We start from the raw sequence: 21,500 nt of genomic DNA, 5'->3' as shown, positions 1-21,500 counted from the left end.
TGCGTGCGTCAGCGGTTTCCTGCCGCATCGGCCCGGCGATACAGGCGCGGCCACTGGTCCCGGAACAGGCCGTTGCACGTGCTGTGCGTCGCGAGGCCGTCGAGTACGAAGCGCCGACCGTCGAAGACCCACGACGCGGTCGAGCCGCAATCGCCCGCGCCGCGCAGCCGGACCGTGCTCGACAGCGTCGCGCTCGCGGGATCGTAGCCGGCGTCGGTCAGTTCGTTCGCGAACGACGCAGCATCGAGACCCGCGCTCGCGTTCTCGCCGAAGTTCATCGCGGCCGGCGCGTAGGGGGCGGTGCGTCGCACGCGATACCACAGGTCGGTGTGGTTATATAGGCTACTTGTCTGGCACGGAATCGCGACGAGCGCCTCGTCGGACGAAATCGCGACGGCTCTCGACGCTTTCCTGCGATCGCTCGCCGACATTTCGTCTTCGACATCGGCCGCGCATTGCTTCACGTCGGCGCCGAATTTCGCGAGTACCGCGTCGACCAGCGGCCGCTGTTCGGCGGCCGACAGATTCGACACGGGCGGCGGGGCGGGCGTGACCGCGGGCGGCAACGCGGGCGCGGCCGGTACCGACGACGCAGGCTTGAGGCCCGGGCGCAGCAACGCCGTGACCGTGCCGACGCGGCCTTGCGTGTCGTCGATCAGCAGCAGCGCGGCATTCAGTCCCGACAACGGCGTGCGAGCGGCGGGCGCCGATGCCGGATCGCCGAAGCTCAGCAGTTGCGCATTGCGCGCCGCGGCGAGCCACGCAGCCACCGTTGCCGGATCGTCGGTCCGGATCCGGAACGGGTGCGCCTGATCGCTGGACTTGTCGCCGAACGCATGCCATTGCGCCGGCATCGCATCGAACGGCCGGCCATCGACGCGTGCGGTGCGCAAGTCGATCGGCGCCGATGCGTAGAGATCGAGCGAGGGCTGCGCGTCCGGGCCGGCATCGCGCGTCACGCGCAGGATCAGGCCGGTGCGTGCATCGTCGATATCGTCGGCATGGCTTTCCGCGATACAGCGATTGCCGTTGTCGCAGACGACCGACCAGCTCTTGAATTCGCGCTCGACCGGCGGCCGCGCGAGCGGGCGAGCCTGGGCAACGATCGGGGAAACGGCGAGGAGGGCGGCGATGGCGAGCGAAAGGCGGTGCGACATGACGTTTCGTATCGACTGTGGATGGGCGCGCGGAAGACGTCGGGCTGCAAGCGCATCGTCAGCAAGCGGGCAGGTCGAAGGCTGCGGCGCATGCGGCGGCGCGCGTCACCGAACGGCATCGAGTATACCGCCGCAATGCGTTGCGATCGTGAAGACGACGCGTAGTGTGCGGGCACGACCGTTGCTCGCGTGCATGGGCCGGGCAGGTGCGGATGCAAATACGGCGCGATGCCCGCAGGCGTCGCGCCGTTCGCCTTTCATCGATCATCGACCACGTCGCGCAGGAACGCGTCGAGCATCGCCACGTCGCCCCACGGTCGCTTGTATTCGCGATCGTGTTCGGCATCGGCGAGCATCGTCTCGACGAGCGCGTGGATCGCCGGCCGGCGCGGCCCGTATTCGCTTTCGTTCGCGCTCATCTTCAGCGCGAGCAACGCGTCGAGTTCCGCGCGCACCGCCGGCTCGTGCACCGTGCCGTCGACGAGATCCACGAAGCGCATCGGCGGCATCCCGAGCCCGGAGTCGATCCAGCGTACCGCGAGCAGCGGCCGCAGCACGTACAGGTACTTCTTGTAACGCACCGTGTCGCCTTGCAGGTAGCCGCGAAAGTTCTTCTTGGCCATCGCGAGGTAGTGATGACGCCCGCGCACCGGCGAGAAGAACGCTGACGCCAGCGACCTGAGCCGCGGCGCCCAGCGCGCGTCTTCGCGATACACGACGGGCGAGTCGAGCCATTCGAGCAGCGTCGGGTTCGAGCGGCGCAGCAGTTGGAGCGCCTTGCGCAGTTCCCAACCGCTGACGTCGAGTTCGTCGTCGAGTGGCCGCTCGATCACGTCGCGCTGCGGTTCGACGCTCAGGTACCAGTCGCGCCGGTGTGCATACACGAAGCGCACGTCGTAGTCGCTGTCCGGCGATGCGAAGCCCCAGCCGCGGCTGCCCGATTCGCATGCGAACAGCACGGTCACGTCGTGGCGGCGCTCGACTTCCGCGAGTTCTGCCATCACGCGCGCCCGCACGGCCGGATCGACCGGGTGCGCGCTGCGCACGGGCGTCAATTGTTCCGTTTTCATTGTTGTTTCCCTTTTGTTGCGCGCGGCCGCCGGCCATTGGCCGCGCACCGCGCTATCCTTTCACGCACACCACCTGGCGCAGTGTATGCACCACTTCGACGAGGCTGCGCTGGGCCGCCATCACCGCGTCGATGTCCTTGTACGCCATCGGAATTTCATCGACGACGCCCGCGTCCTTCCGGCATTCGACGCCCTGCGTCGCCTTCGCCTGATCGTCGGCCGTGAAGCGGCGCTTCGCTTCGGTGCGGCTCATCGTCCGGCCCGCGCCGTGGCTGCACGAGCAGAAGCTTTCCGGATTGCCGAGCCCGCGCACGATGAAGCTCTTCGCGCCCATCGACCCCGGAATGATCCCGAGCTGCCCCTTCTGCGCGGACACCGCGCCCTTGCGCGTGACGAGCACCTCTTCGCCGAAGTGGCGTTCGCGCTGCACGTAGTTGTGGTGGCAGTTCACCGCGTGCTCGTCGACCGAAAACGGCTTCGCGATCACGCCGCGCGCCGCGCCGATCACCGCGTCCATCATCGCCTGCCGGTTGCGCCGCGCGTAGTCCTGCGCCCAGCCGACCGCCTCGACGTAATCGTCGAAGTGCCGGCTGCCCTCGGTGAAATACGCGAGATTGCGGTCCGGCAGGTTCGCGATGTGCTGCCGCATGTCGGCCTGCGCGAGTTCGATGAACAGGCTGCCGATCGCATTGCCGACGCCGCGCGAGCCGCTGTGCAGCATGAACCACACGCGGTCCGCTTCGTCGATGCACACTTCGATGAAGTGGTTGCCGGTGCCGAGCGTGCCGAGATGCGCGTAGTGGTTCGTCTTTTCCAGCTTCGGATACTTGTCGACGATCCGCTGGAAGCCCGGTTGCAGCGACTTCCATGCTTCGGTCACGGTGGCCGGCGCGCGATCGCCCCATGCGCCCGGGTCGCGGCGGCCCGGTGCGCGGCCGTGCGGCACCGCGCGTTCGATCGCGCCGCGTAGCCCACCAAGCGAATCCGGCAGGTCGGACGCCGTCAGCGTCGTGCGCGCGGCCATCATCCCGCAGCCGATGTCGACGCCGACCGCGGCCGGGATGATCGCGCCCTTCGTCGGAATCACGCTGCCGATCGTCGAGCCCTTGCCGAGGTGCACGTCCGGCATCACCGCGACGTGGCCGAAGATGAACGGCATCTGTGCCGTGTTGCGCAGTTGCGCGCGCGCTTCCTCCTCGACGGCGACGCCTTGCGTCCACATCTTCACCGGCTTGCCGTTCGCCAGTTCCATTACCTGGTAATCCGTGTCTGTCATTTGCTTCACCTGATTCATTTCGGTATCCGGCGCGAGTCACCTGCATCGCGCCGGATCCCGCATTACGTGCCCTTGATGCTGACGAGTCCGTTCAGCACCTGATCGAGGCCGCCGAACACCGAGATGCGGTCGATCCGTTCCGCGACGCGTTCGAGCGTTTCCAGCTCCTTGAGCCGCAGCGCGGTCGGGTTCTCTTCCATCACCTTCGCGGTGTTCAGCAGCGAACGCGTGGCCGCCGTTTCCTCGCGGCGGCGAATCACGTTCGCCTGCGCGGACTTCTCGGCCTCGACCACCTGCGCGAGGATCGTCTTCATGTCGCCCGGCAGCACGATATCCTTCACGCCGACGCTGCGCACGTCCAGGCCCGAACCGTCGAGACGGGCGCGTACTTGCGCGATCACGACGTCGTCGAGCGACTGCTTGTCCTCCAGCAGCTCGTCGAGCGAGCGCGTGCCGACCGCCGAGCGCAGCGCGAACTGCAACTCGCGATACAGGTGTTCGACCGGCTTCTGCAACTGGCCGAACGCATGCAGCACGTCCGCATAGCGCCACGTCGCCGACAGGTTCAGCCGCAGCGCGACCTTGTCGCGCGTGAGGATTTCCTGCCCGCCGACTTCGATCGCCTGCACGCGCAGATCGACCAGCTCGACCGCGACGTCGCGGTTGAAGCGCCAGAACGCCGACGTGCCCGCGTCCAGCAACCGCTCGATCTTGCCGTCGATCTTCAGTACACCGACGTGGTGCGCCGGCACCTGCGCCAGCAGCACGCCCGTCAGGCCAGCCACGCCGCGCGCACGCAGCGCCGGTTGCGCGATGCGCTTCACGAGCGCGTCGGGCAGCATGCTGTGCCGCGCGAGATCGACACGTTCCAGCCGATGCGCGGTCAGGCCGCGCCAGTACAGCCGGCGCGTGCCCGGCGCGAGGATCTCGACGAGCACGTCGTCTTCGTAGCGCAGGCCCGCTTCATCGTCGGCGAGATCCATCGCGACGAAATACTGCGCGAGCACATCCTGTGCGTCGTGACGCAGATAGTCGGCCAACGCTTCGTCGGCGAGCGGCGCGTCGAGACGCGCGGTCTGCACCGACAAACGCTTGAACGGATCGAAGGCCTTGAACACGCCCGGTTCCAGCACCTTCACGAAATCGCCCTCATTCATCAGCAGCGCGCGCTCGTTCTTTTTCACTACATGTCGCATCCACATATTCTTGTCCTTTTCTTCAATGGCCGCCGGGTGACGCGCATCGTGCGGATCGCGGTGCGACGCAATCGGGCGGGCGGCGCGCTGGCCGGCGTCGAAGCACAGGGCGACGCGTGTGGCATTGCGTCGTCGTGCGCCTCCGTGCGCTGGCCGTGCGGCCGCCCGGCCGATCGCGCGGAACCGCAACCGGTCCGACGCGCGGCGGGCCTCGCGGCCCGCACCGGCGGGTACTGCTTTTCATACGAGACCGTCCTTGCGGACAGCGTTCGAGCGGGATTCGAACCCGCCACCGGCCGGCTTTCGCCGGCTGCTCCACCTGGCTGAGCTTCCGAACAATGGGCGCTCCGGGATTCGAACCCGGACGAAGCGTCCTGACGCGCGCCCGTTTGCCTTCGTCTGTCCATGGCGGCATGCGCTGCGGCGACGAACGAGGTTCGGCGGCGGCGCACCAGCAGGGCTTGTTGAACCCTGGCTCGTGGGCCAGCGGGACATCCGGCGTCTTCTATTTAGCGAGGAGCGTGCCAGCGGGCGTGTCGGGGCTTTGTGGATTTTTTAAACGATTGAAAACAAAAGGGATTTATCTATTGTGCGTGGCTGGAGATCGACGTCGTGCCCAAAGGGTCATCACGATAATACGATATAATCGGATCGCCTCTTATCCTGCGAGATAAATATGCGAAAGACTGTCGCCATCGGGTTTCTCGGCACGGTGCTCGACCAGGGTGGCCGCGCGCCGCGCCGTTACCGCAAATGGCGGCCGACGATTTCGTTGTGCGAGCAGCCGGAGTTGCCGATCGATCGGTTGGAACTGCTGCATTCGCCGGACTACACGCGTCTCGCCAACCAGGTGCGGGACGATCTCGCGCGCGTGTCGCCGCATACCGACGTGCGGCTCACGCCGGTCACGATCCGCGATCCGTGGGATTTCGAGGAGGTCTACGCGACGCTGCACGACTACGCACGCGCATATCCGTTCGACCTCGAACACGAGGATTACCTGATCCACATCACGACCGGCACGCACGTCGCGCAGATCTGCTGGTTCCTGCTGGCGGAAGCGCGCTACCTGCCCGCGCGCCTCGTGCAGACGGGGCCGCCGCAGCGGACCGACGAAGGGCCGAGCGGGCCGGGCACGATCTCGGTGATCGATCTCGACCTGTCCCGCTACAACCGGATCGCGCAGCGCTTCACGCGCGAGCGCGACGAAACGGTGTCGTTCCTGAAGGCCGGCATCGCGACGCGCAACGCGCGCTTCAATGCGCTGATCGAGCAACTCGAGCGCGTGGCCGTGCGTTCGCGCGCGCCGATGCTGCTGGTCGGGCCGACGGGGGCCGGCAAGTCGTTTCTCGCGAAGCGCGTGTACGAGCTGAAGCGCGGCCGGCATCGGCTCGCCGGGCCGTTCATCGAGATCAACTGCGCGACGCTGCGCGGCGACGCGGCGATGTCGACGCTGTTCGGTCACGTGAAGGGCGCGTTCACCGGCGCGCAGTCGGCGCGGGCGGGGCTGCTGCGCGCCGCGGACGGCGGCCTGCTGTTTCTCGACGAGATCGGCGAACTCGGGCTCGACGAGCAGGCGATGCTGCTGAAGGCGATCGAGGAGAAGCGCTTCCTGCCGGTGGGCGCGGACGTCGAGGCGACCAGCGATTTCGAACTGATCGCGGGCACCCATCGCGACCTGCGGCAGATGGTGGCGACCGGGACGTTCCGCGAGGATCTCTATGCGCGGATCAACCTGTGGACCTACGAACTGCCGGGGCTCGCCGAGCGCCGCGAGGACATCGAGCCGAACCTCGAATTCGAGCTCGACCGTTTCGGCCGCGAGCAGGGCGAGCAGGTGCGGTTCAACGTGGAGGCGAAGCGGCGCTATCTCGCGTTCGCGACATCGCCGCGAGCGGCGTGGGCCGGCAATTTCCGCGAATTGTCGGCCTCGGTCACGCGGATGGCGACGCTGGCCGATGCCGGGCGGATTACCGAGGCGCTTGCCGAGCAGGAAGTCGAACGGCTGACGCGCACGTGGTCGTCGCCGGGCGGCGCGGGGGTAGCCGATGAGTGCGTCGATGCGGTGTTCGGCGCGCGTGCGGCGGAACTCGACCTGTTCGACCGGGCGCAGCTCGAACGCGTGCTCGACGTGTGCCGGACGTCGGCGAGCCTGTCGGAAGCCGGGCGCACGCTGTTCGCGGTGTCGCGCCAGAGCAAGAAGCAGCCGAACGATGCCGACCGGCTGCGCAAGTATCTCGCGCGGTTCGGGCTCGATTGGGGCGGTGTGCGGCGTGCGCTCGATCGCGCGTGATGACGCGTGGCGAACGAGGCGCATGACGTCTGCGCCGCGCCCGTTACGCGCGGCAGATCGCGATGATCTCCGCGCTGGTCGCTGCGTCGAACGGTGCGTGGTCCCAGTCGCCGCACCAGTCGGCCGACGCGAATCCGGCCGCCGTCACGCGCCGTTGCAAGTCGGGATGCGCGATGAAACGCAGCCGGCTCGTATTCGTCAGCACCGTGCCGTCGCGGCGGAAGCGGTAGTGCGTGTCGAACGTCACGATCGCGTCGTCGATCGCACGCACCGCGTGATGGAGATCGACGATGCCGAATGCGTGCGATTCGACGCTGCGTGCCGACTGCGCGGGCGTCCATGCTCGCCACGGTTCGGTGCGCGGGTTGCGGGTCTCGAACAGGAAGCGGCCGCCGTCGGCGAGCACGCGTCGCACGCCGCGCAGCGTCGCGTCGATATCGTCGTCGGTCAGCAGGCACTGAAACGCGTGCCCGGTCATCACGACCGCATCGAATCGCGCACCGGGCGGCAGGCCGTCGAGCGCGCACGCGAGCCAGCGGACGGCGGCGGCGCCCGGCTGCCGTCGCGCGTAATCGATCATCGCAGGCGCGGGATCGATCGCGACGACGTCATGCCCGGCCGACGCGAGCCGTCGCGCGAACGTGCCGGTGCCGCAGCCGAGATCGAGAATGCGTTGCCGGGAGGCGCCGATCGCCGCGGCATAGAACACGAAGTCCCGATCGCCCGCGTTGAACAGGTCGTACACCGCGACGAGGCGCGGGTCGGTGTAGAGCAGATCCGCGTCGGCGCGCGTCATGCGGTCGCGCCCATCAGCGCTGCTGCACGGCCACGCGCAGCCCGAGCGCGATGAAGATCGAGCCGATGATCCTGCCCTGCCAGCGCGTGAGCCACGTGAGCCGCTTCACGATGCGGCCGAGCGGGCGGATCGAGCACGCGATCAGCGTCGTGTAGAGCGAGCTGAGCACGACGAAGATCAGCCCGAGCACCGCGAACTGCACGAACGTCGAGCCGCGTTCCGGATGCACGAATTGCGGCATGAACGCGAGAAAGAACAGCGCGGTTTTCGGATTCAGCACTTCAGCGGGAATCGCCTGCAGGTACGCGTTGAGCGGCGTGACGGCCGCCACCCGCGGCAGCGACGGATCGGACGGCTTCTCCAGCAGCGCGCGCACGCCGAGATAGATCAGGTACGCAGCGCCGATCAGCTTCACGATGTTGAACGCGAGCGCTGACGTCATCAGCAGCGCGGACAGCCCGACGGCCGCGAACAGCGTATGCACGAAGTCGCCGCTCGCGACGCCGAGGCCGGTCAGGATGCCGGTCGTGCGCCCGCCCTGCACGGTGCGGCTCAGCACGAGCAGCACGGCGGGGCCGGGGATCAGGAACAGGCCCAGAACGACGGCCGTGAAGGTGGTCAGCGTGGTCAGGTCGAACATGGCGGCTCCGGCGGGTTGGCGCGGCGGCAAGGGGATCGGCGCATTGTATTCGGTTCGGCGCGCGGCCGCTGACGCCCCCGAACGGCACGGCTGCGCCGGCGCCTTTCTGGTATAAGCACGACAGGACGCGCCGGCGTCCGGCCTTTTCCACAGCCCGCCGTTCCATGCGCGACCTTCCACCGATCACCGATCCCGCCGCGGACGCAGACGTCTATCACGTGCCGCGTCCGCTCGTCGTGTTCGGCGGCTCCGTCGTCGAGCCCGAATGGCGGCTGGAGCGGCACAGCCATCGCCAGGCGCAACTGCTCTACACGCTGACCGGCGTCGTCTATTGCGAGATCGACGGCGGCGTGTGGACCGCGCCGCCGCAATGCACGGTCTGGATTCCCGGCGATGTCGCGCATGCGGCGCGCGGCTCGGCCGGCGCGACCTTCTACGCGGTGCTGGTCGAACCCGACGCGGCGCTCGACTTGCCCAAGCGCTGCTGCACGCTGGGCATGTCGCCGCTGTTGCGCGAGCTGCTGCTGAAGGCGGCCAGTTTCCCGAACCTGTACGACGTCGACGGGCCGCAAGGGCGGCTGGTCGCGACGCTGCTCGACGAGCTCGTCGCGGCGCCGGTCGAGGACTTGTACCTGCCGATGCCGGCCGACCGCCGGCTGCGCAAGCTGATCGACCATCTGCTCGACGATCCGGCCGACAAGTCGCCGCTGCCCGAGCTCGCGCGGCGTGCGGGCATCAGCGAGCGCAGCCTGACGCGGCTCGCGACGAAGGAGCTCGGGATGAGCCTCGGCGACTGGCGCCGGCGGCTGCACGTCGCGCTGTCGCTGCGGATGCTGACGACCGGCCGCCGCGTGCACCAGATCGCGATCGATCTCGGCTACGAGAGCGCAAGCAGCTTCGTCACGATGTTCCGCAAGGCGACCGGCAAGCCGCCGACGCAATTCCTCACCGATCGGCAGCGCTGAACCGCCGGATCGCGCCCGTGCCCGTTTGGCCGGATTGAAAAAGCAGTTGGCCGGGACGAGAAATGACGCAGGCGGTCCGGCTCCATAAAATGAGAATCGTTCTCATCTGGAGGCCGACATGCAAATCGTCACGACTGAATTCCCGTTTGTCTGGCTGCGTTACAGCGGCTCGACCCACACCGATCCTGCCCGCCTGATTGCCGAACTCGACGCGCTGCTCGCGCGCCGCGAACGCTTCGTTCTTCTGACCGACGATGCGCCGTCCGGCGACGATCGCGCCGATAACGATCACGAGATGCGCAAGCAGCTCGCGAAGTGGAGCAAGGCCAACCGTGCGCTGTCGCGCGAACGGATCCCCGGGATGATCGCGATCGAGCCCGATGCGGCGCGGCGCGTGGCGCTCAATGCCTTTTCGGGCGCCTTCGAGAAGGTCTGGGGTTATCCGCTGAACGCGGCGGCGAGCCGCGACGACGCGCTGGCGCTCGCGCAACGGCTGCTCGCCGAACCGGCGCCCGGCGTCGCGGCGGCGAACGCCTGACCCGGCGGCCGCGCCGCTCGCGCGGCTTGCGTCGACATCGACACGCACGCGCGGTGCGCAAACGCGCGCCGCGGCCTGTCGCAACCCCGTAGAGGTGTCCGGTGGACAATCCGATCCGCGCGATGCGCATCTTCACGCGCATCGTCGAAATGAACAGCTTTACCCGTGCCGCGCAGGCGCTCGGCATCTCGCGCGCCACCGCGACGCGCACCGTGCAGGAGCTCGAAGCGGCGCTCGGCATGCCGCTGCTGGTGCGCACGACGCGCGCGTTGCGGGCCACGCCCGAAGGCGACGCGTATTACCGGCGCTGCGTCAGCATCACCGCGGACGTCGACGAGCTCGAAGCCAGCATTCGCGGCGCCGCGGTGCATCCGAGCGGGCCGCTGCGCGTGGAATTGCCGGCGTCGGTGGCGGGCGCGATCGTGCTGCCGGCGCTCGGCGAATTCCATGTGCGGCATCCCGATCTCGAACTGATGCTCGCCGTGGCCGGGCGCGCGGGCGATCGCGTCGGCGACGCGATCGACTGCAGTATCCGGCTCGGTGCGCTGCCCGATTCGTCGCTCGTCGCGCGCCGGCTTGGCTCGCTCGAGCGCGTCACGTGCGCGAGCCCCGCGTATCTCGACCGCTTCGGTGTGCCGCGCACGCCCGACGATCTGGGCGGGCATCGCGCGGTAGGCGGGGCGCACGTCTTCGGCCAGCGTCCGGCCGAGCTCGAGTTCGCGGTGGACGACGCGGTGCGCAAGGTGCGGCTCGACGGCATCGTCGGCGTGGACGACGAGCAGGCGTATCTCGCCTGCGGCGTGCACGGCCTCGGGCTGATCCAGCCGACGCGCGTCGCCGCGCAGGCGCTGATCGACGCGGGGCGGTTGCGGGAAGTGCTGGCGCGCTGGCAGCCCGATGCGCTGGCCGTGTCGGTCGTCTACGTGAAGCGCCCGCATGTGTCGCCCGGCGTGCGCGCGTTCGTCGACTGGATCGCCGAGCGTTTCGTGCAGGTCGGACACGAGCAGGCAGGGCTGGCGGCGGCGGGGGCGGTGGGGTGGCGGCCGGCGCCGGGTGCAGTCGTTACCCCCGATCGCTACGGCGGGCTGGTGGCGGTGGCGTGACGGCGGGATGCGGACGGAAAATCCTCAAGCGCTTGCGAGGCGGAACGCGCTGGCCATCCGATCCTGTTCCCGAGCCGGCAGCGCGAGTCGCGTCGCGAGCGTTCTCCATTGACTGACGACACCACGGAAGTCGTCGATGATCTCGTCGGCATCGCTCAGACCGAGCCGAAAGAATTCGCAGACTTCACGGGCAAGCTCGAGGTTCAGCGCGTTGTCGGCTTCCGTGATATTGAGCTTGAGGCCGTCGGCGATCGCGACCGGATTCATGTCATAAGCCGCGGAGAGCCGCCAGCCCTTGCCCGGTGCCAGAATGAATCCGTGATTGCGAAGATGATCGTCGGTATTCGACACGAGAAGATTGAAGACGATCCGCGCCCAAAGTTCTCGGAGGTCGGCATTCGGTTGCGCACCATGTTGCATGAGGACTTCCGCCAGTTCGAGATAGCTGACGCCGGTGGAGGCATCGTCGCCGTCGACGTGACCGGTCATGGTCATCGCCGAGGCAAAATGCAGGCGCCGTCCATCGGCCGTCCGGTCGAAGCGACGGACCAGGAAGCAATGATGGTCGCTGGCGAACTTTCGTGCCTCGGCTTGGGCGACATTCAGGCCGCAGCCGACCGCGAGCGCATTGACGACCATTTCCCAACCGCCTACGTCGTAATCGTCTCTTGCGCTGGGGAACTTCGCGATATACAGACGCCCCTGATCGTCGGCCACGCTTGCTTTCGGTCGTGCACCGCCGAGCGAGCCGCCAGGTGCGATGAGCATCGAGAGCCAGTCGCGGCCGTCCGGGGCGATGTTGTCGACATCCTCTTCCAGCGCCCGACTGACGCGTTCCAGTTCACGGATTTCCGCGAATGGCGGCGCGGCGAGATCAACGCGGTCGTCGAGAAACTCTCCTTCGTCGTCGAGCTTGTAACGCAGTGCGCCGACGCGGTAGAGATCGTGGACGCCCAGCAGGTAATCCGATTCACGGAGCCGAGTGCCCTTCGGTCGAAGGCCTGCACGAATGTCTCGCTCCAGCCGACGGTCCATCAGCATGCGCCCCCACCGATCGGGGCTGGAATCGGCGAACGCACCGAACGAGTCTCGCGGCGGAGGTGGATATTGTGGTCCTTCGAAGAGGCCGATGCCGGGATCGAGCTGAACCCGGGCGAGTTCGGGAGCGCTCAAGGCGGTTGCGTCGTACTGGAATTCGAAATGTTCGCTTGCCCGCGTCTGTCGGCTGTGCAGAAGGCCGAGTTTCCGGGGAGCGGCCAGGCTGCTCCAGTCTGCGTAAACGGAGATGGTCGTCATTTCTCGCGAGATTTCCCCAGGTGTTTGCTCGCTGGCTTCAACAGCGCGGCCAGTTCCGCGGCCGTCGTACCGCGATGGTGGTCGGGCGCCGGGATGCTGGACGCCGATCCCGGTGCTTTCCTGGCGGGGGCCGGGGCCGGGGGCGTGGTCGTGGTGGCACGATCGCGCCGATCAGGTATGCGTGGCGACTCGGCGGACGACCGCAGGGCAACTCGTTTCACGGATCGCGGTTTGACGAGGCGAGCGTCTTGAAGCTGGCGGCCGAACGAGTCCGCTGCGGCCAGCTTCTCCAGATCGCCCTGGAGGCCCAGTACTTGCATGACGGCAAGATAGGCGCCGATCGTGACCCCCGAACCGCCTCCCTCCAGCGAGCGAAGTGTCATCGGCGACATTCCCGCGCGTTCAGCGACCTGCTTGGCCGTCAGTTTCCGGCGCAGACGCGCGAGCTTGAGCCGCTCGCCGAATTCGACGAGCAACCGACTGGATGCGGGCAAGAGAGGGGCGGTTTTCTTTGCCATGATGGCGCTAATATTTCAGTTTTTTTCGGTGCAATAGAGCTAAAATAATAGCACTTTAGCGCAGCGTGTCAGTGACTTTCGTCGAGGCGCTGCGCTGGTTTGTGTAAATATTTTGGCTCTACGATGCGAGATTTGCCAGAATATTGACTCCATCGCTTGGCGGCCATACGCTCGGACGCGTGTCGTGAGCCGAAAAGCCGTGTACTCGCCCCGGCATCGCGTACCGATGCCTGGCCCGCAGCGGGCGTAACCGACGCCCTACGTCGCCTTCGGCCGCCCCAATTCTTCCGCCAGGAAATCGACGAACGCGCGAATCCGCGTGGACATCTGGTGACGCTGCGCATACACCGCGTAGATGTCGGCACCCGGCGTTTCATGGTCGGGCAGCACGACGACCAGCCGCCCGTCGGCGAGATAGTCGCGCAGGTCCCATTCCGCGCGCATCAGGATCCCGTGCCCGTCGAGCGCCCACTTTACCGCGATCTCGCCGTCGTTCGTCGTCAGGTTGCCGTTGATCCGCACGGCCTCCGTGTGGCGGGCCGCGCCGCGCCCGGTCGTCAGGCGCCACACGCCGTAACCTTCGTCGCCCTGCCGGATGCCGATGCAGTTGTGTCTCGTCAGGTCGTGCGGCGTGCCGGGTGTCCCATGCCGCGCCAGATAGGCGGGCGCCGCGCACAGCAGCCGACGGTTCGGTGCGAGCCGCCGCGCGACGACGCGCGTGTCGGGCGGCTCGCCGAAGCGGATGCACACGTCGAACGTGTCGTCGGTGAGCGGCGGCGGCATCACCGACAACTGCAACTGCACCGACACCTCCGGATAGCGCGCGACGAAGCGCGAGATCGCCGGGCCGACGTGGCTGCGCCCGAACCCGAGCGTCGCGTTCACGCGCAGCAGGCCTTTCGGCCGCTGCTTCGCGCTGCCGAGCAGTTCGCCGAGTTCGTCCATCTGGTCGAGGATTCGCCGTGCGTATTCGAGATACACGTCGCCTTCGGGCGTCAGCATCATCCGCCGCGTCGTGCGATTGACGAGCGTCACGCCCGCGCGCCGCTCCATCTGCGTGAGCCGCTTGCTGACGGCCGCCGCGGTCAGCCCGAGCTCGCGCGCGGCCGCGCTCAGGCTGCCCGACGCGGCCAGCGTCGAGAAGAAGCCAAGATCGGCCGGCTGAACGGTATCCGCCATGACGAGATTCGTGAATTGAAGTTAAAGATGCTTTGAGTATAGCCACGGTTTCTGCACTGCCGGTTCGGTAAAGTGCGTTCACGCTCACGACCAATCGAGGATGTCCGCATGAAGACCTACCGTATCGCAACGATTCCCGGCGACGGCATCGGCAAGGAGGTGGTGCCCGCGGCCAAGCAGGTGCTGGAAGCGCTGGCCCACGGCAGCGACCGCTTTGCGTTCGAGTTCGAGGATTTCGACTGGGGCGCCGATTACTACCGCCGGCACGGCGCGATGATGCCGGCCGACGGCCTCGACGCGCTGCGCGGCAAGGACGCGATCCTGTTCGGTTCCGCGGGCGACCCGGACGTGCCCGATCACGTGACGCTGTGGGGCCTGCGCCTGAAGATCTGCCAGGGCTTCGACCAGTACGCGAACGTGCGCCCGACGCGCATCCTGCCGGGCATCGATGCACCGCTGAAGCGCTGCGGGCCGGACGACCTGAACTGGGTGATCGTGCGCGAGAACTCGGAAGGCGAATACGCGGGCGTCGGCGGTCGCGTGCACCAGGGCCATCCGATCGAGGCCGCGACCGACGTGTCGATCCTCACGCGCGCCGGCGTCGAGCGCATCATGCGCTTCGCGTTCCGGCTCGCGCAGTCGCGGCCGCGCAAGCTGCTGACCGTGATCACGAAGAGCAACGCGCAGCGGCACGCGATGGTGATGTGGGACGAGATCGCGAAACAGATTGCGCAGGAATTTCCCGACGTGGCGTGGGACAAGGAACTCGTCGATGCGGCGACCGCGCGCATGGTCAACCGCCCGGCGTCGCTCGACACGATCGTCGCGACCAACCTGCACGCGGACATCCTCAGCGATCTCGCCGCCGCGCTCGCGGGCAGCCTTGGCATCGCGCCGACCGGCAACATCGATCCGGAGCGCCGCTATCCGTCGATGTTCGAGCCGATCCACGGCTCCGCGTTCGACATCATGGGCAAGGGGCTCGCGAATCCGGTCGGCACGTTCTGGTCGGTCGTGATGCTGCTCGAGCATCTCGGCGAGACGGCAGCCGCCGCGCGCGTGATGCACGCGATCGAGGCCGTGACGGCCAACCCGTCGCTGCATACGCGCGACCTCGGCGGCAGCGCGACGACCGCGCAGGTGACGTTGGCCGTCTGCGAGCGCGCCGCGCACGCGGCCGCCGCGGCCTGACGGCGGCGAGGCGGTGTGGCGCTGACGGCCGCGCCTGCGCGCAGCCGAGCGTCTCGCGTTCGCTTCACTCAGGCATTTTCTGCCTGCGACTCGCGCATCCGACGCGAGCCGGGCGCCGGCCGGCGCCGCGGTCCACCGACCGACGGCGCACGGCCCGACCTCGAAGGAGGAGACACATGCAAGCAGATCTGGAAACCCGCGTCGCGCGGAAGCTGATGTGGCGCATCATTCCGTTCGTGATGCTGCTTTACTTCGTCAGCTTTCTCGATCGCGTCAACGTGGGCTTTGCCGCGATGACGATGAACAAGGCGATCGGCCTGTCGCCCACCGCGTTCGGATTCGGCGGCGGCCTGTTCTTCATCGGCTATTTTCTGTTCGAAGTGCCAAGCAACCTGATTCTCCATCGCGTCGGCGCGCGCATCTGGATCGCGCGCGTGATGATCACGTGGGGGATCGTGTCGGCCGTATCGGCGTTCGTGACCGGCCCGACGAGCTTCTACGTGCTGCGCTTTCTGCTGGGCATGGCCGAAGCCGGCTTTTTCCCCGGCATCATCCTGTACCTGAGCCTGTGGTTTCCCGCGAAGCAGCGCGCGGTGGCCGCCGCGTGGTTCATGGCGGCCGCGCCGATCTCGACCGCGATCGGTTCGCCGCTGTCGGGCGCGATCATGCAGATGCCGCCGATGTTCGGGCTTGCCGACTGGCAGATGCTGTACATCGTCGAAGCGCTGCCGGCGGTCGCGCTCGGCTTCGTCGTGCTGAAGTACCTGACCGATGCGCCGTCGCAGGCCGCGTGGCTGCGGGCCGACGAGCGCGACTGGCTGATCGCGAAGCTGAAGGCGGAGGCGGACGCGCGCCACACGCACGCCGGGCATACGGCCGGCGCGTGGCAGGCGCTGCGCGATCCGCGCGTGCTGGCGCTCGCGCTGATCTACTTCGGCACGTCGGCAGGACTGTACACGCTCGGGTTGTGGGCGCCGCTGATGATCAGGCAGTTCGGCTTCAGCGCGGTGCAAACGGGCCTGCTCACCGGCATTCCGAGCGTTGCCGCCGTGGTTGCGATGATCGTGTGGGCGCGGCATTCGGATCGCGTCGGCGAGCGCACATGGCACGTCGTGATTCCGTGCGTGCTCGCGTGCGTCGGCTTCGTGTTCGCGGGGCAGGCGAGCACCGCGCTGCTGACCGTGCTCGCGCTGGTCGTCGTCAACGTCGGGATCAGCGCCGCGAAGGCGCCGCTGTGGGCGATGCCGAGCGCGTTTCTGTCGGGGGCCGGCGCGGCGGCGGGCATCGCGATGATCAACTCGATCGGCAATCTCGGCGGCTTCGTCGGGCCATTCGCGATCGGCTGGCTCAAGCATGCGACGGGCGGGTATGCGGCGGGGCTGTATGTGGTTGCGGGGACGCTCGCGGTATCGGCGGTCGTCACGCTGATGCTGAGCCGCAAGGGGGCGCGCGAGCAGATCGTGTCGCGCGTACAGCAGCATCGTTGATGTGCGGCGCGCGTCCGCGGCCATGGATCCGGACGTCCATGCGGCGCGTCGACGACGGCGCGCGACCGAACCAGCCGCATCAACGGGCGGGCCGCGCCACGCGGCGCGCGATCTCCGTCGCGCACACGTCGGGCGACGCGTTCGACGTATCGATCATGCAATCGCTGAACCTGCGCGACGCATACCCTTCCCGATACATCTCGGCGATCCGTTGCCGCTCCCAGTCCGTCAGCGCGCGTGTGCCGCGATTCGATGCCGCGACCGCTTCGGGCGGCGCGAGCGTGACGACGAACAATCGCGCATCGCGCACGGCGCACGCCGTGCGCAGCCGCTCGAATTCCGCTTCGCCGATCGGATAGGCGATCACGAGGTGGCGTTCGCGCGCTTGCGCGATCTGCGCGACGAGCCGCTCCAGCGCGATGGCCCATTGCACGTCGAACGGCGCGGATTCGGGCGCGTCGTGATCGTCGCCGTCGATGAAGCGCGCATCGGGCAGCACGCGTGCGAGTGCGCGACCGATCGTCGTCTTGCCGCTGTTGATCGGGCCGTTCAGATGGATGACGGTGAGCGGCGTGTTCGTCGATGTAGAGGGCATGAGGCGCGAGATTGACTGAATGCTTTCATTTTGCCTCGACGCGAAATGAATTTGTAATATCCAGTCCGAACGAATTAGAAAAATTATTCGATAAAGCGCCCTAAAGAAAGTCGTGGCCCCGCCGTTACTCTTCCTCGGTATCTCAAAAAAGTATGACGAAAGCAGTACGACCACACGACCAAAAAACCGAGGGCGCACGGCCGGCGAAGCCGTGCGCGGGATCAGAATGGGATGCACCGATTCAATGGGGCGCGCAGGCACCGGGGGCTGGCGCGCGCTGTGCCTTTGCCTTGCCGTAACCGGACTGCTGCCGCATTGCGCCGCCGCCGCGGGGATCGTCCCGGACGGCGGCACGCCCACGAGCGTGTCGGTCGGGCCGAATGGCCGGCAGCTCGTCAATCTTGCGCCGGCGGTCGCCGGCGTATCGAGCAACACGTATTCGTCGTTCAACGTGACGACCGCCGGCGCGACGCTGAACAACGCCGGCATCAACGCGCGCACGATCGTCAACCAGGTGACGAGCACCAACCGCAGCCTGATCGAAGGCGAGATCGCCGTGGCGGGGCCGCGCGCGAACGTCGTGCTCGCGAACCCGAACGGCATCACGGTCAACGGCGGATCGTTCGTCAATACCGGGCACGTCGCGCTGTCCACCGGCAACGTGAGCTTCAACGACCTGCAGATCGCCCCCGGCGTGGTCCAGCGCAACATCGTGCTCGATACGTCGACCGGCACGATCGTCGTCGGTCCGGGCGGCCTGGCCGGCGCGCTGATCGGGCTCGATCTGATCGCGAAGAACATCGTCGTCGACGGCGCGATCGACAACACGTTTTCGTCGGCGACGGCCGGCGTGCGCCTGCTGGCCGGACGCAGCCGTGCCGAGCTGAACACGGGGCTGTCGCCGAACGACAACGCGAACGACTGGCTCTCGCGTACCGCGACGACCCAGCCGGACACCGCATCGTCCTATGCGATCGACATCACTGCCGCGGGCAGCGTGACGAGCGGGCGCGTGCAGTTGATCGTCACGGACCGCGGCCCCGGCGTGCGCAGCGCCGGCGCGATGAACGCGTCGCTCGGGGATTTCACGCTGGCGTCGAACGGCAACGTCGAGATGTCCCATGCGAAGGTCGACGTCGCGCGAGATCTCGACGCGACCGTGCAGGGCGGCATCACGCTGACCGGTACCGACATGAAGGCGAAGGGCGGCCACGCGAACGTGTCGGCAGCCGATGCGATCGCGTTGACGGGCAGCAGCCTGATGGCGTCGGGCAGCGTGAAGCTGAACGGCGCGGGCATCGCGCTGAATCCCGACGATGCGATGAAGGGCGCGACCGTGGCATCGTCGCAAAGCGGCGTGGTGCTCAAGAGCGCGGCGGACATCGTGAATGTCGGGTCGCTCGTGCAAGGGCAGACCGCGATCGACGCTGACCCGGATTCGATGGGCGCGGTGACGCTGAACGCGGCGGGCCGCATCCTGAACGAGTCGTTGCCGCAGACGCGGCTCGGCATCCTGTTCGGCGTTCAGGGCGACGTGTCGCTGACCGCGGGCGCCGATGTCGTCAACCGGAATGCGCGGATCCTGTCGAACCAGAGCATTTCGATCGCTGCGGGCGGAGACCTGCAGAACATCGTCGACCACAGCACCGGCGTGCAGAACGGCGCGGTGGTCGGCTTCTCCGAGCAGGGCGGCCGCTTCCTGTTCTTCAAGCATCGTAGCGACGGCTTCACCGTCGACTATGGCGCGCTGGCCGATGCATCGAAACTCGCGTACATCACGGCCGACGCGGGCAACGTGACCGTGCGCGCCGCGAACGTGACGAATATCGGCGGATCGATCCTGTCGAATGGCGGCGCGATCGATATCGCCGCGCGCGAAAACATTCTCACGCAAGCCGTTTTCACCGGGCAGGCAGCGTACCGGCGCTCGTGCTTCGTGTTCTGCCGCGCGAGCGCATCGTCGAACGTGCAGGCGTTCGGCGGCGTGATCGAGGCCAAGGCCGACATCCAGCTGAAAGCCGGTACGCAGATCACGAACACGGGCGGAACCGTGCTCGCGCTCGGCGCATTGACGCTCGACGCACCGAAAACGCTCGCGCAGGGCGTACCGGGCTACACGGTGGTCAACCGCGACCACGACCTGAAAGCGTGGTTCGGCAATCGCTGGGCGGCAATCTATGCAGCCGACACGGGCGGCGTGTTCACCGGAGGAACCGGCAAGGTGCGCCTGACTGGCGAGGCCGACATCGACGGCGGCGCGTACAGCGCGCCCGAAGGTGTGCTCGCGGCGGGCGGCATCGTGACGATCCGGCCGCCCCATCGCGATCTCGTGACGATCGGCAACCGCAATCACATGGGCCTCGTGTCGTGGTTCGGCCTGTGATGTCGCAGACGGACCACCGCATCGCCGCCGCGCTCGCGTTGACGCTCGGCGCGATGTCGCCGTGCGTGCACGCACAGCTCGCGGGCGCACCGCCGGGCCTCGGCGCGCTTCCGGCCGGGTTCGCGGTGCCGCGTGCGGAGCAGGATCCCGCGCAGCGCCTGCTGCAGGAGCAGCGCGACCGGCAGCGCCGCGACGAGCTCGCGCAACCGCCGGCGCAGATCGCGGTGCCCGAGCAGCCGGCGATGCCCGACCTGCCGCCGGGCGCCGACGTCGACACGCTGCCGGACGTCGCGCCGACGTTCCCGATCGAGCGGATCGAATTCACCGGCGACGCGATCCTCGGGCAGCCCGAGCTGGACCGTATCGCGGCGCCGTTCATCGGCAAGCAGCTCGGGCGCAACCGGATCAACCTGCTGCTGCGCCGGCTGACCGAAGCGTTCATTTCGCGCGGCTACATCACGACGCGTGCGTACCTCGGGCCGCAGAATCTTGCGTCCGGCACGCTGAAGATCAACCTCGTCGCCGGTCGCGTGGCCGCGTTGACGTTGAACGGCAAGCCGCTGAGGCCGCGCGATCCCGACGAGAAGTGGTACGAAGTGCGCGGCGGCGGGCTGCTGACCGAAGCCGGCACCGCATGGGCGTTCGCGAGCACGCCGGGCGACGTGCTGCGCCTGCCCGACCTGGAGCAGGGCGTCGACCAGATCAACCGGTTGCGGCGCAATCAAGCCGAAATCCGGATTCTCCCCGGCGAAGCGCCGGGCGATTCGATCGTCGCGATCTCGAACCGCTATGGCGATCGTCTTCATTACGATTTCGGCATCGACAACTACGGCAGCTCGCAGACCGGCAGGACGCGCTATCGCGCCGGTGTCGAAGCCGACAACGTGATCGGACTGCAGGAATCGCTGTCGTTCAGCTACGTCGGGACGACCGACACGAACGCGGTCGTGTTTTCGGCGGCGGTGCCGTACGGGTATCAAACTTTCAGCTACACCGCGTCGATGTCCGAGTACCAGCAGGCGATCGGCGACGTCGCGCTGCTCGCGGGGCGCACGTTCAGCCAGATGCTCGGCTGGAACGACGTGCTGATGCGTTCGCCGCGCGGGCGCATGAGCGTCGACGTCACGCTCAACAAGCTGCGCACCGAGCGCGACGTCAACGGCATTCCGTTGTCGCCGCAGAACCTGACGGTGCTGCGGGTCGCGCTGAACGGGCTGTCCCGCTTCGTCATGCGCGACCAGGGCGCCGCGGCGACCTGGGATGTCGGCGTGTCGCAGGGGTTGCCCTGGCTGGCGGCCAACCACGATGCAGCGGACATCGGCATCGACGATGCGCACAGCCAGTTCACGAAGCTCGATGCCACCGGCACGCTGCAGTTCACGCTCGGCAATCTTGCCGGTTCCATCTGGGCGTATCGCGGCACGCTTCGCGCGCAGTACAGCCGCGTCGCGCTGTTCGGCAACGAGCAGATCTTCCTGGGCGGCATGGGTTCGGTCCGCGGGTTTACCGAAGGCGGGATCGCGGGCGACAGCGGCGCATTCGTGCGCAACGAGCTGGCCTGGCAGAACGTGCCGGCGTGGCACGACGCGCGCATCGAACCGTACGTGTTTCTGGACGGCGGCAAGACGCACCTGAACGCGCAGGGCGGCTGGCCGTCGCTCGTCGGCACGGGTGTCGGCACGCGCGCGCAATGGCGTTTGAAAGGCGGAACCCTGTCGGCCGAAGTGCTGGTCGGGCAGGCGCTCGCGCAACCGGCCGCACTCGGCAAGAAGGCCAGCGTGTTGCTGGCCACACTCAACTGGACGGACTGATGGAGA

The 21,500-nt window shown here is 67.6% G+C and carries 18 protein-coding genes and 1 tRNA gene; 8 read left to right on the top strand and 11 right to left on the bottom strand.

What is annotated here, in order from left to right; translation table 11 throughout:
• Nucleotides 1-8: 8 nt before the first annotated feature.
• The 5 genes from C5F75_RS27130 to C5F75_RS27110 form a co-directional block, all read right to left on the bottom strand.
• The gene (locus tag C5F75_RS27130; protein WP_059580267.1) at nt 9-1,157 is read right to left on the bottom strand and encodes a DUF1176 domain-containing protein; all 1,149 of its coding nucleotides are present in this window, start codon (nt 1,155-1,157) and stop codon (nt 9-11) included.
• A 257-nt stretch (nt 1,158-1,414) separates the two neighbouring features.
• Nucleotides 1,415-2,227 carry a nucleotidyltransferase domain-containing protein gene (locus tag C5F75_RS27125; RefSeq protein ID WP_059580270.1) on the bottom strand — a complete coding sequence of 271 codons (813 nt, stop codon included), beginning with the start codon at nt 2,225-2,227 and terminating at the stop codon, nt 1,415-1,417.
• A gap of 52 nt (nt 2,228-2,279) precedes the next feature.
• A complete protein-coding gene (locus C5F75_RS27120; RefSeq protein ID WP_059580335.1) occupies nt 2,280-3,503 on the bottom strand; it encodes an RtcB family protein in 1,224 nt (407 codons plus the stop codon).
• Between the two features lie 62 nt (nt 3,504-3,565).
• Nucleotides 3,566-4,705: a slipin family protein gene (locus C5F75_RS27115; protein ID WP_059580273.1), complete on the bottom strand. Its 1,140-nt coding sequence runs from the start codon at nt 4,703-4,705 to the stop codon at nt 3,566-3,568.
• Nucleotides 4,706-4,964: 259 nt separating this feature from the next.
• Nucleotides 4,965-5,037: transfer RNA gene (locus C5F75_RS27110), tRNA-Phe, on the bottom strand.
• Between the two features lie 338 nt (nt 5,038-5,375).
• Between C5F75_RS27110 and rtcR the strand changes: the two genes are divergently transcribed.
• Nucleotides 5,376-6,992, top strand: coding sequence for an RNA repair transcriptional activator RtcR (gene rtcR, locus C5F75_RS27105; RefSeq protein ID WP_059580276.1), 1,617 nt, complete (start codon nt 5,376-5,378; stop codon nt 6,990-6,992).
• Between the two features lie 43 nt (nt 6,993-7,035).
• Here rtcR and C5F75_RS27100 read toward each other — a convergent pair whose 3' ends face one another.
• Together C5F75_RS27100 and C5F75_RS27095 are read right to left on the bottom strand one after the other, a co-directional pair.
• Nucleotides 7,036-7,788: a class I SAM-dependent methyltransferase gene (locus C5F75_RS27100; RefSeq protein WP_059580279.1), complete on the bottom strand. Its 753-nt coding sequence runs from the start codon at nt 7,786-7,788 to the stop codon at nt 7,036-7,038.
• A gap of 13 nt (nt 7,789-7,801) precedes the next feature.
• Complete coding sequence (locus tag C5F75_RS27095; protein ID WP_059580281.1) at nt 7,802-8,428, bottom strand: LysE family translocator; 627 nt, start codon at nt 8,426-8,428, stop codon at nt 7,802-7,804.
• A 164-nt stretch (nt 8,429-8,592) separates the two neighbouring features.
• Between C5F75_RS27095 and C5F75_RS27090 the strand changes: the two genes are divergently transcribed.
• From C5F75_RS27090 to C5F75_RS27080, 3 genes are all read left to right on the top strand, one after another.
• Complete coding sequence (locus tag C5F75_RS27090) at nt 8,593-9,393, top strand: AraC family transcriptional regulator (RefSeq protein ID WP_059580284.1); 801 nt, start codon at nt 8,593-8,595, stop codon at nt 9,391-9,393.
• A 118-nt stretch (nt 9,394-9,511) separates the two neighbouring features.
• Entirely contained in the window at nt 9,512-9,931 is a 420-nt protein-coding gene (locus C5F75_RS27085; RefSeq protein ID WP_059580286.1) for a hypothetical protein, read from the top strand.
• 101 nt (nt 9,932-10,032) lie between these two features.
• On the top strand, nt 10,033-11,034 hold the full coding sequence (locus C5F75_RS27080; protein WP_059580289.1) for a LysR family transcriptional regulator: 1,002 nt from the start codon (nt 10,033-10,035) through the stop codon (nt 11,032-11,034).
• 24 nt (nt 11,035-11,058) lie between these two features.
• On the opposite strand, the gene C5F75_RS27075 is transcribed toward C5F75_RS27080, so the two are convergent.
• The 3 genes from C5F75_RS27075 to C5F75_RS27065 form a co-directional block, all read right to left on the bottom strand.
• Complete coding sequence (locus C5F75_RS27075; protein ID WP_104012976.1) at nt 11,059-12,330, bottom strand: type II toxin-antitoxin system HipA family toxin; 1,272 nt, start codon at nt 12,328-12,330, stop codon at nt 11,059-11,061.
• Complete coding sequence (locus C5F75_RS27070; protein WP_059580292.1) at nt 12,327-12,848, bottom strand: helix-turn-helix domain-containing protein; 522 nt, start codon at nt 12,846-12,848, stop codon at nt 12,327-12,329. The genes C5F75_RS27075 and C5F75_RS27070 overlap by 4 nt, the downstream gene beginning before the upstream one ends.
• A 258-nt stretch (nt 12,849-13,106) precedes the next feature.
• Nucleotides 13,107-14,027 carry a LysR substrate-binding domain-containing protein gene (locus tag C5F75_RS27065; protein WP_104012975.1) on the bottom strand — a complete coding sequence of 307 codons (921 nt, stop codon included), beginning with the start codon at nt 14,025-14,027 and terminating at the stop codon, nt 13,107-13,109.
• A 108-nt stretch (nt 14,028-14,135) separates the two neighbouring features.
• Between C5F75_RS27065 and C5F75_RS27060 the strand changes: the two genes are divergently transcribed.
• Complete coding sequence (locus C5F75_RS27060; protein WP_104012974.1) at nt 14,136-15,218, top strand: tartrate dehydrogenase; 1,083 nt, start codon at nt 14,136-14,138, stop codon at nt 15,216-15,218.
• A gap of 176 nt (nt 15,219-15,394) precedes the next feature.
• Nucleotides 15,395-16,705, top strand: coding sequence for an MFS transporter (locus C5F75_RS27055; RefSeq protein ID WP_104012973.1), 1,311 nt, complete (start codon nt 15,395-15,397; stop codon nt 16,703-16,705).
• A gap of 79 nt (nt 16,706-16,784) precedes the next feature.
• Here C5F75_RS27055 and C5F75_RS27050 read toward each other — a convergent pair whose 3' ends face one another.
• Nucleotides 16,785-17,300, bottom strand: a complete 516-nt coding sequence (locus tag C5F75_RS27050) for a shikimate kinase (RefSeq protein WP_104012972.1) — start codon at nt 17,298-17,300, stop codon at nt 16,785-16,787.
• Nucleotides 17,301-17,544: 244 nt separating this feature from the next.
• Between C5F75_RS27050 and C5F75_RS27045 the strand changes: the two genes are divergently transcribed.
• Nucleotides 17,545-19,683: a filamentous hemagglutinin N-terminal domain-containing protein gene (locus C5F75_RS27045; protein ID WP_258048601.1), complete on the top strand. Its 2,139-nt coding sequence runs from the start codon at nt 17,545-17,547 to the stop codon at nt 19,681-19,683.
• Nucleotides 19,683-21,494, top strand: coding sequence for a ShlB/FhaC/HecB family hemolysin secretion/activation protein (locus C5F75_RS27040; protein WP_104012971.1), 1,812 nt, complete (start codon nt 19,683-19,685; stop codon nt 21,492-21,494). The genes C5F75_RS27045 and C5F75_RS27040 overlap by 1 nt, the downstream gene beginning before the upstream one ends.
• The last annotated feature ends 6 nt before the right edge of the window (nt 21,495-21,500 follow it).

Source organism: Burkholderia anthinoferrum, from assembly GCF_002925705.1.
Taxonomy (GTDB): domain Bacteria; phylum Pseudomonadota; class Gammaproteobacteria; order Burkholderiales; family Burkholderiaceae; genus Burkholderia; species Burkholderia semiarida.
This window is presented reverse-complemented; position numbering and strand designations above follow the sequence as displayed.

Coding starts and splice junctions, on each gene's coding strand:
- C5F75_RS27055 (WP_104012973.1), top strand. CDS start 15,395: ATGCAAGCAGATCTGGAAACCCGCGTCGCGCGGAAGCTGATGTGGCGC.
- C5F75_RS27075 (WP_104012976.1), bottom strand. CDS start 12,330: ATGACGACCATCTCCGTTTACGCAGACTGGAGCAGCCTGGCCGCTCCC.
- C5F75_RS27045 (WP_258048601.1), top strand. CDS start 17,545: ATGGGGCGCGCAGGCACCGGGGGCTGGCGCGCGCTGTGCCTTTGCCTT.
- C5F75_RS27095 (WP_059580281.1), bottom strand. CDS start 8,428: ATGTTCGACCTGACCACGCTGACCACCTTCACGGCCGTCGTTCTGGGC.
- C5F75_RS27070 (WP_059580292.1), bottom strand. CDS start 12,848: ATGGCAAAGAAAACCGCCCCTCTCTTGCCCGCATCCAGTCGGTTGCTC.
- C5F75_RS27060 (WP_104012974.1), top strand. CDS start 14,136: ATGAAGACCTACCGTATCGCAACGATTCCCGGCGACGGCATCGGCAAG.
- C5F75_RS27100 (WP_059580279.1), bottom strand. CDS start 7,788: ATGACGCGCGCCGACGCGGATCTGCTCTACACCGACCCGCGCCTCGTC.
- C5F75_RS27125 (WP_059580270.1), bottom strand. CDS start 2,227: ATGAAAACGGAACAATTGACGCCCGTGCGCAGCGCGCACCCGGTCGAT.
- rtcR (WP_059580276.1), top strand. CDS start 5,376: ATGCGAAAGACTGTCGCCATCGGGTTTCTCGGCACGGTGCTCGACCAG.
- C5F75_RS27065 (WP_104012975.1), bottom strand. CDS start 14,027: ATGGCGGATACCGTTCAGCCGGCCGATCTTGGCTTCTTCTCGACGCTG.
- C5F75_RS27085 (WP_059580286.1), top strand. CDS start 9,512: ATGCAAATCGTCACGACTGAATTCCCGTTTGTCTGGCTGCGTTACAGC.
- C5F75_RS27130 (WP_059580267.1), bottom strand. CDS start 1,157: ATGTCGCACCGCCTTTCGCTCGCCATCGCCGCCCTCCTCGCCGTTTCC.
- C5F75_RS27050 (WP_104012972.1), bottom strand. CDS start 17,300: ATGCCCTCTACATCGACGAACACGCCGCTCACCGTCATCCATCTGAAC.
- C5F75_RS27120 (WP_059580335.1), bottom strand. CDS start 3,503: ATGACAGACACGGATTACCAGGTAATGGAACTGGCGAACGGCAAGCCG.
- C5F75_RS27115 (WP_059580273.1), bottom strand. CDS start 4,705: ATGTGGATGCGACATGTAGTGAAAAAGAACGAGCGCGCGCTGCTGATG.
- C5F75_RS27040 (WP_104012971.1), top strand. CDS start 19,683: ATGTCGCAGACGGACCACCGCATCGCCGCCGCGCTCGCGTTGACGCTC.
- C5F75_RS27090 (WP_059580284.1), top strand. CDS start 8,593: ATGCGCGACCTTCCACCGATCACCGATCCCGCCGCGGACGCAGACGTC.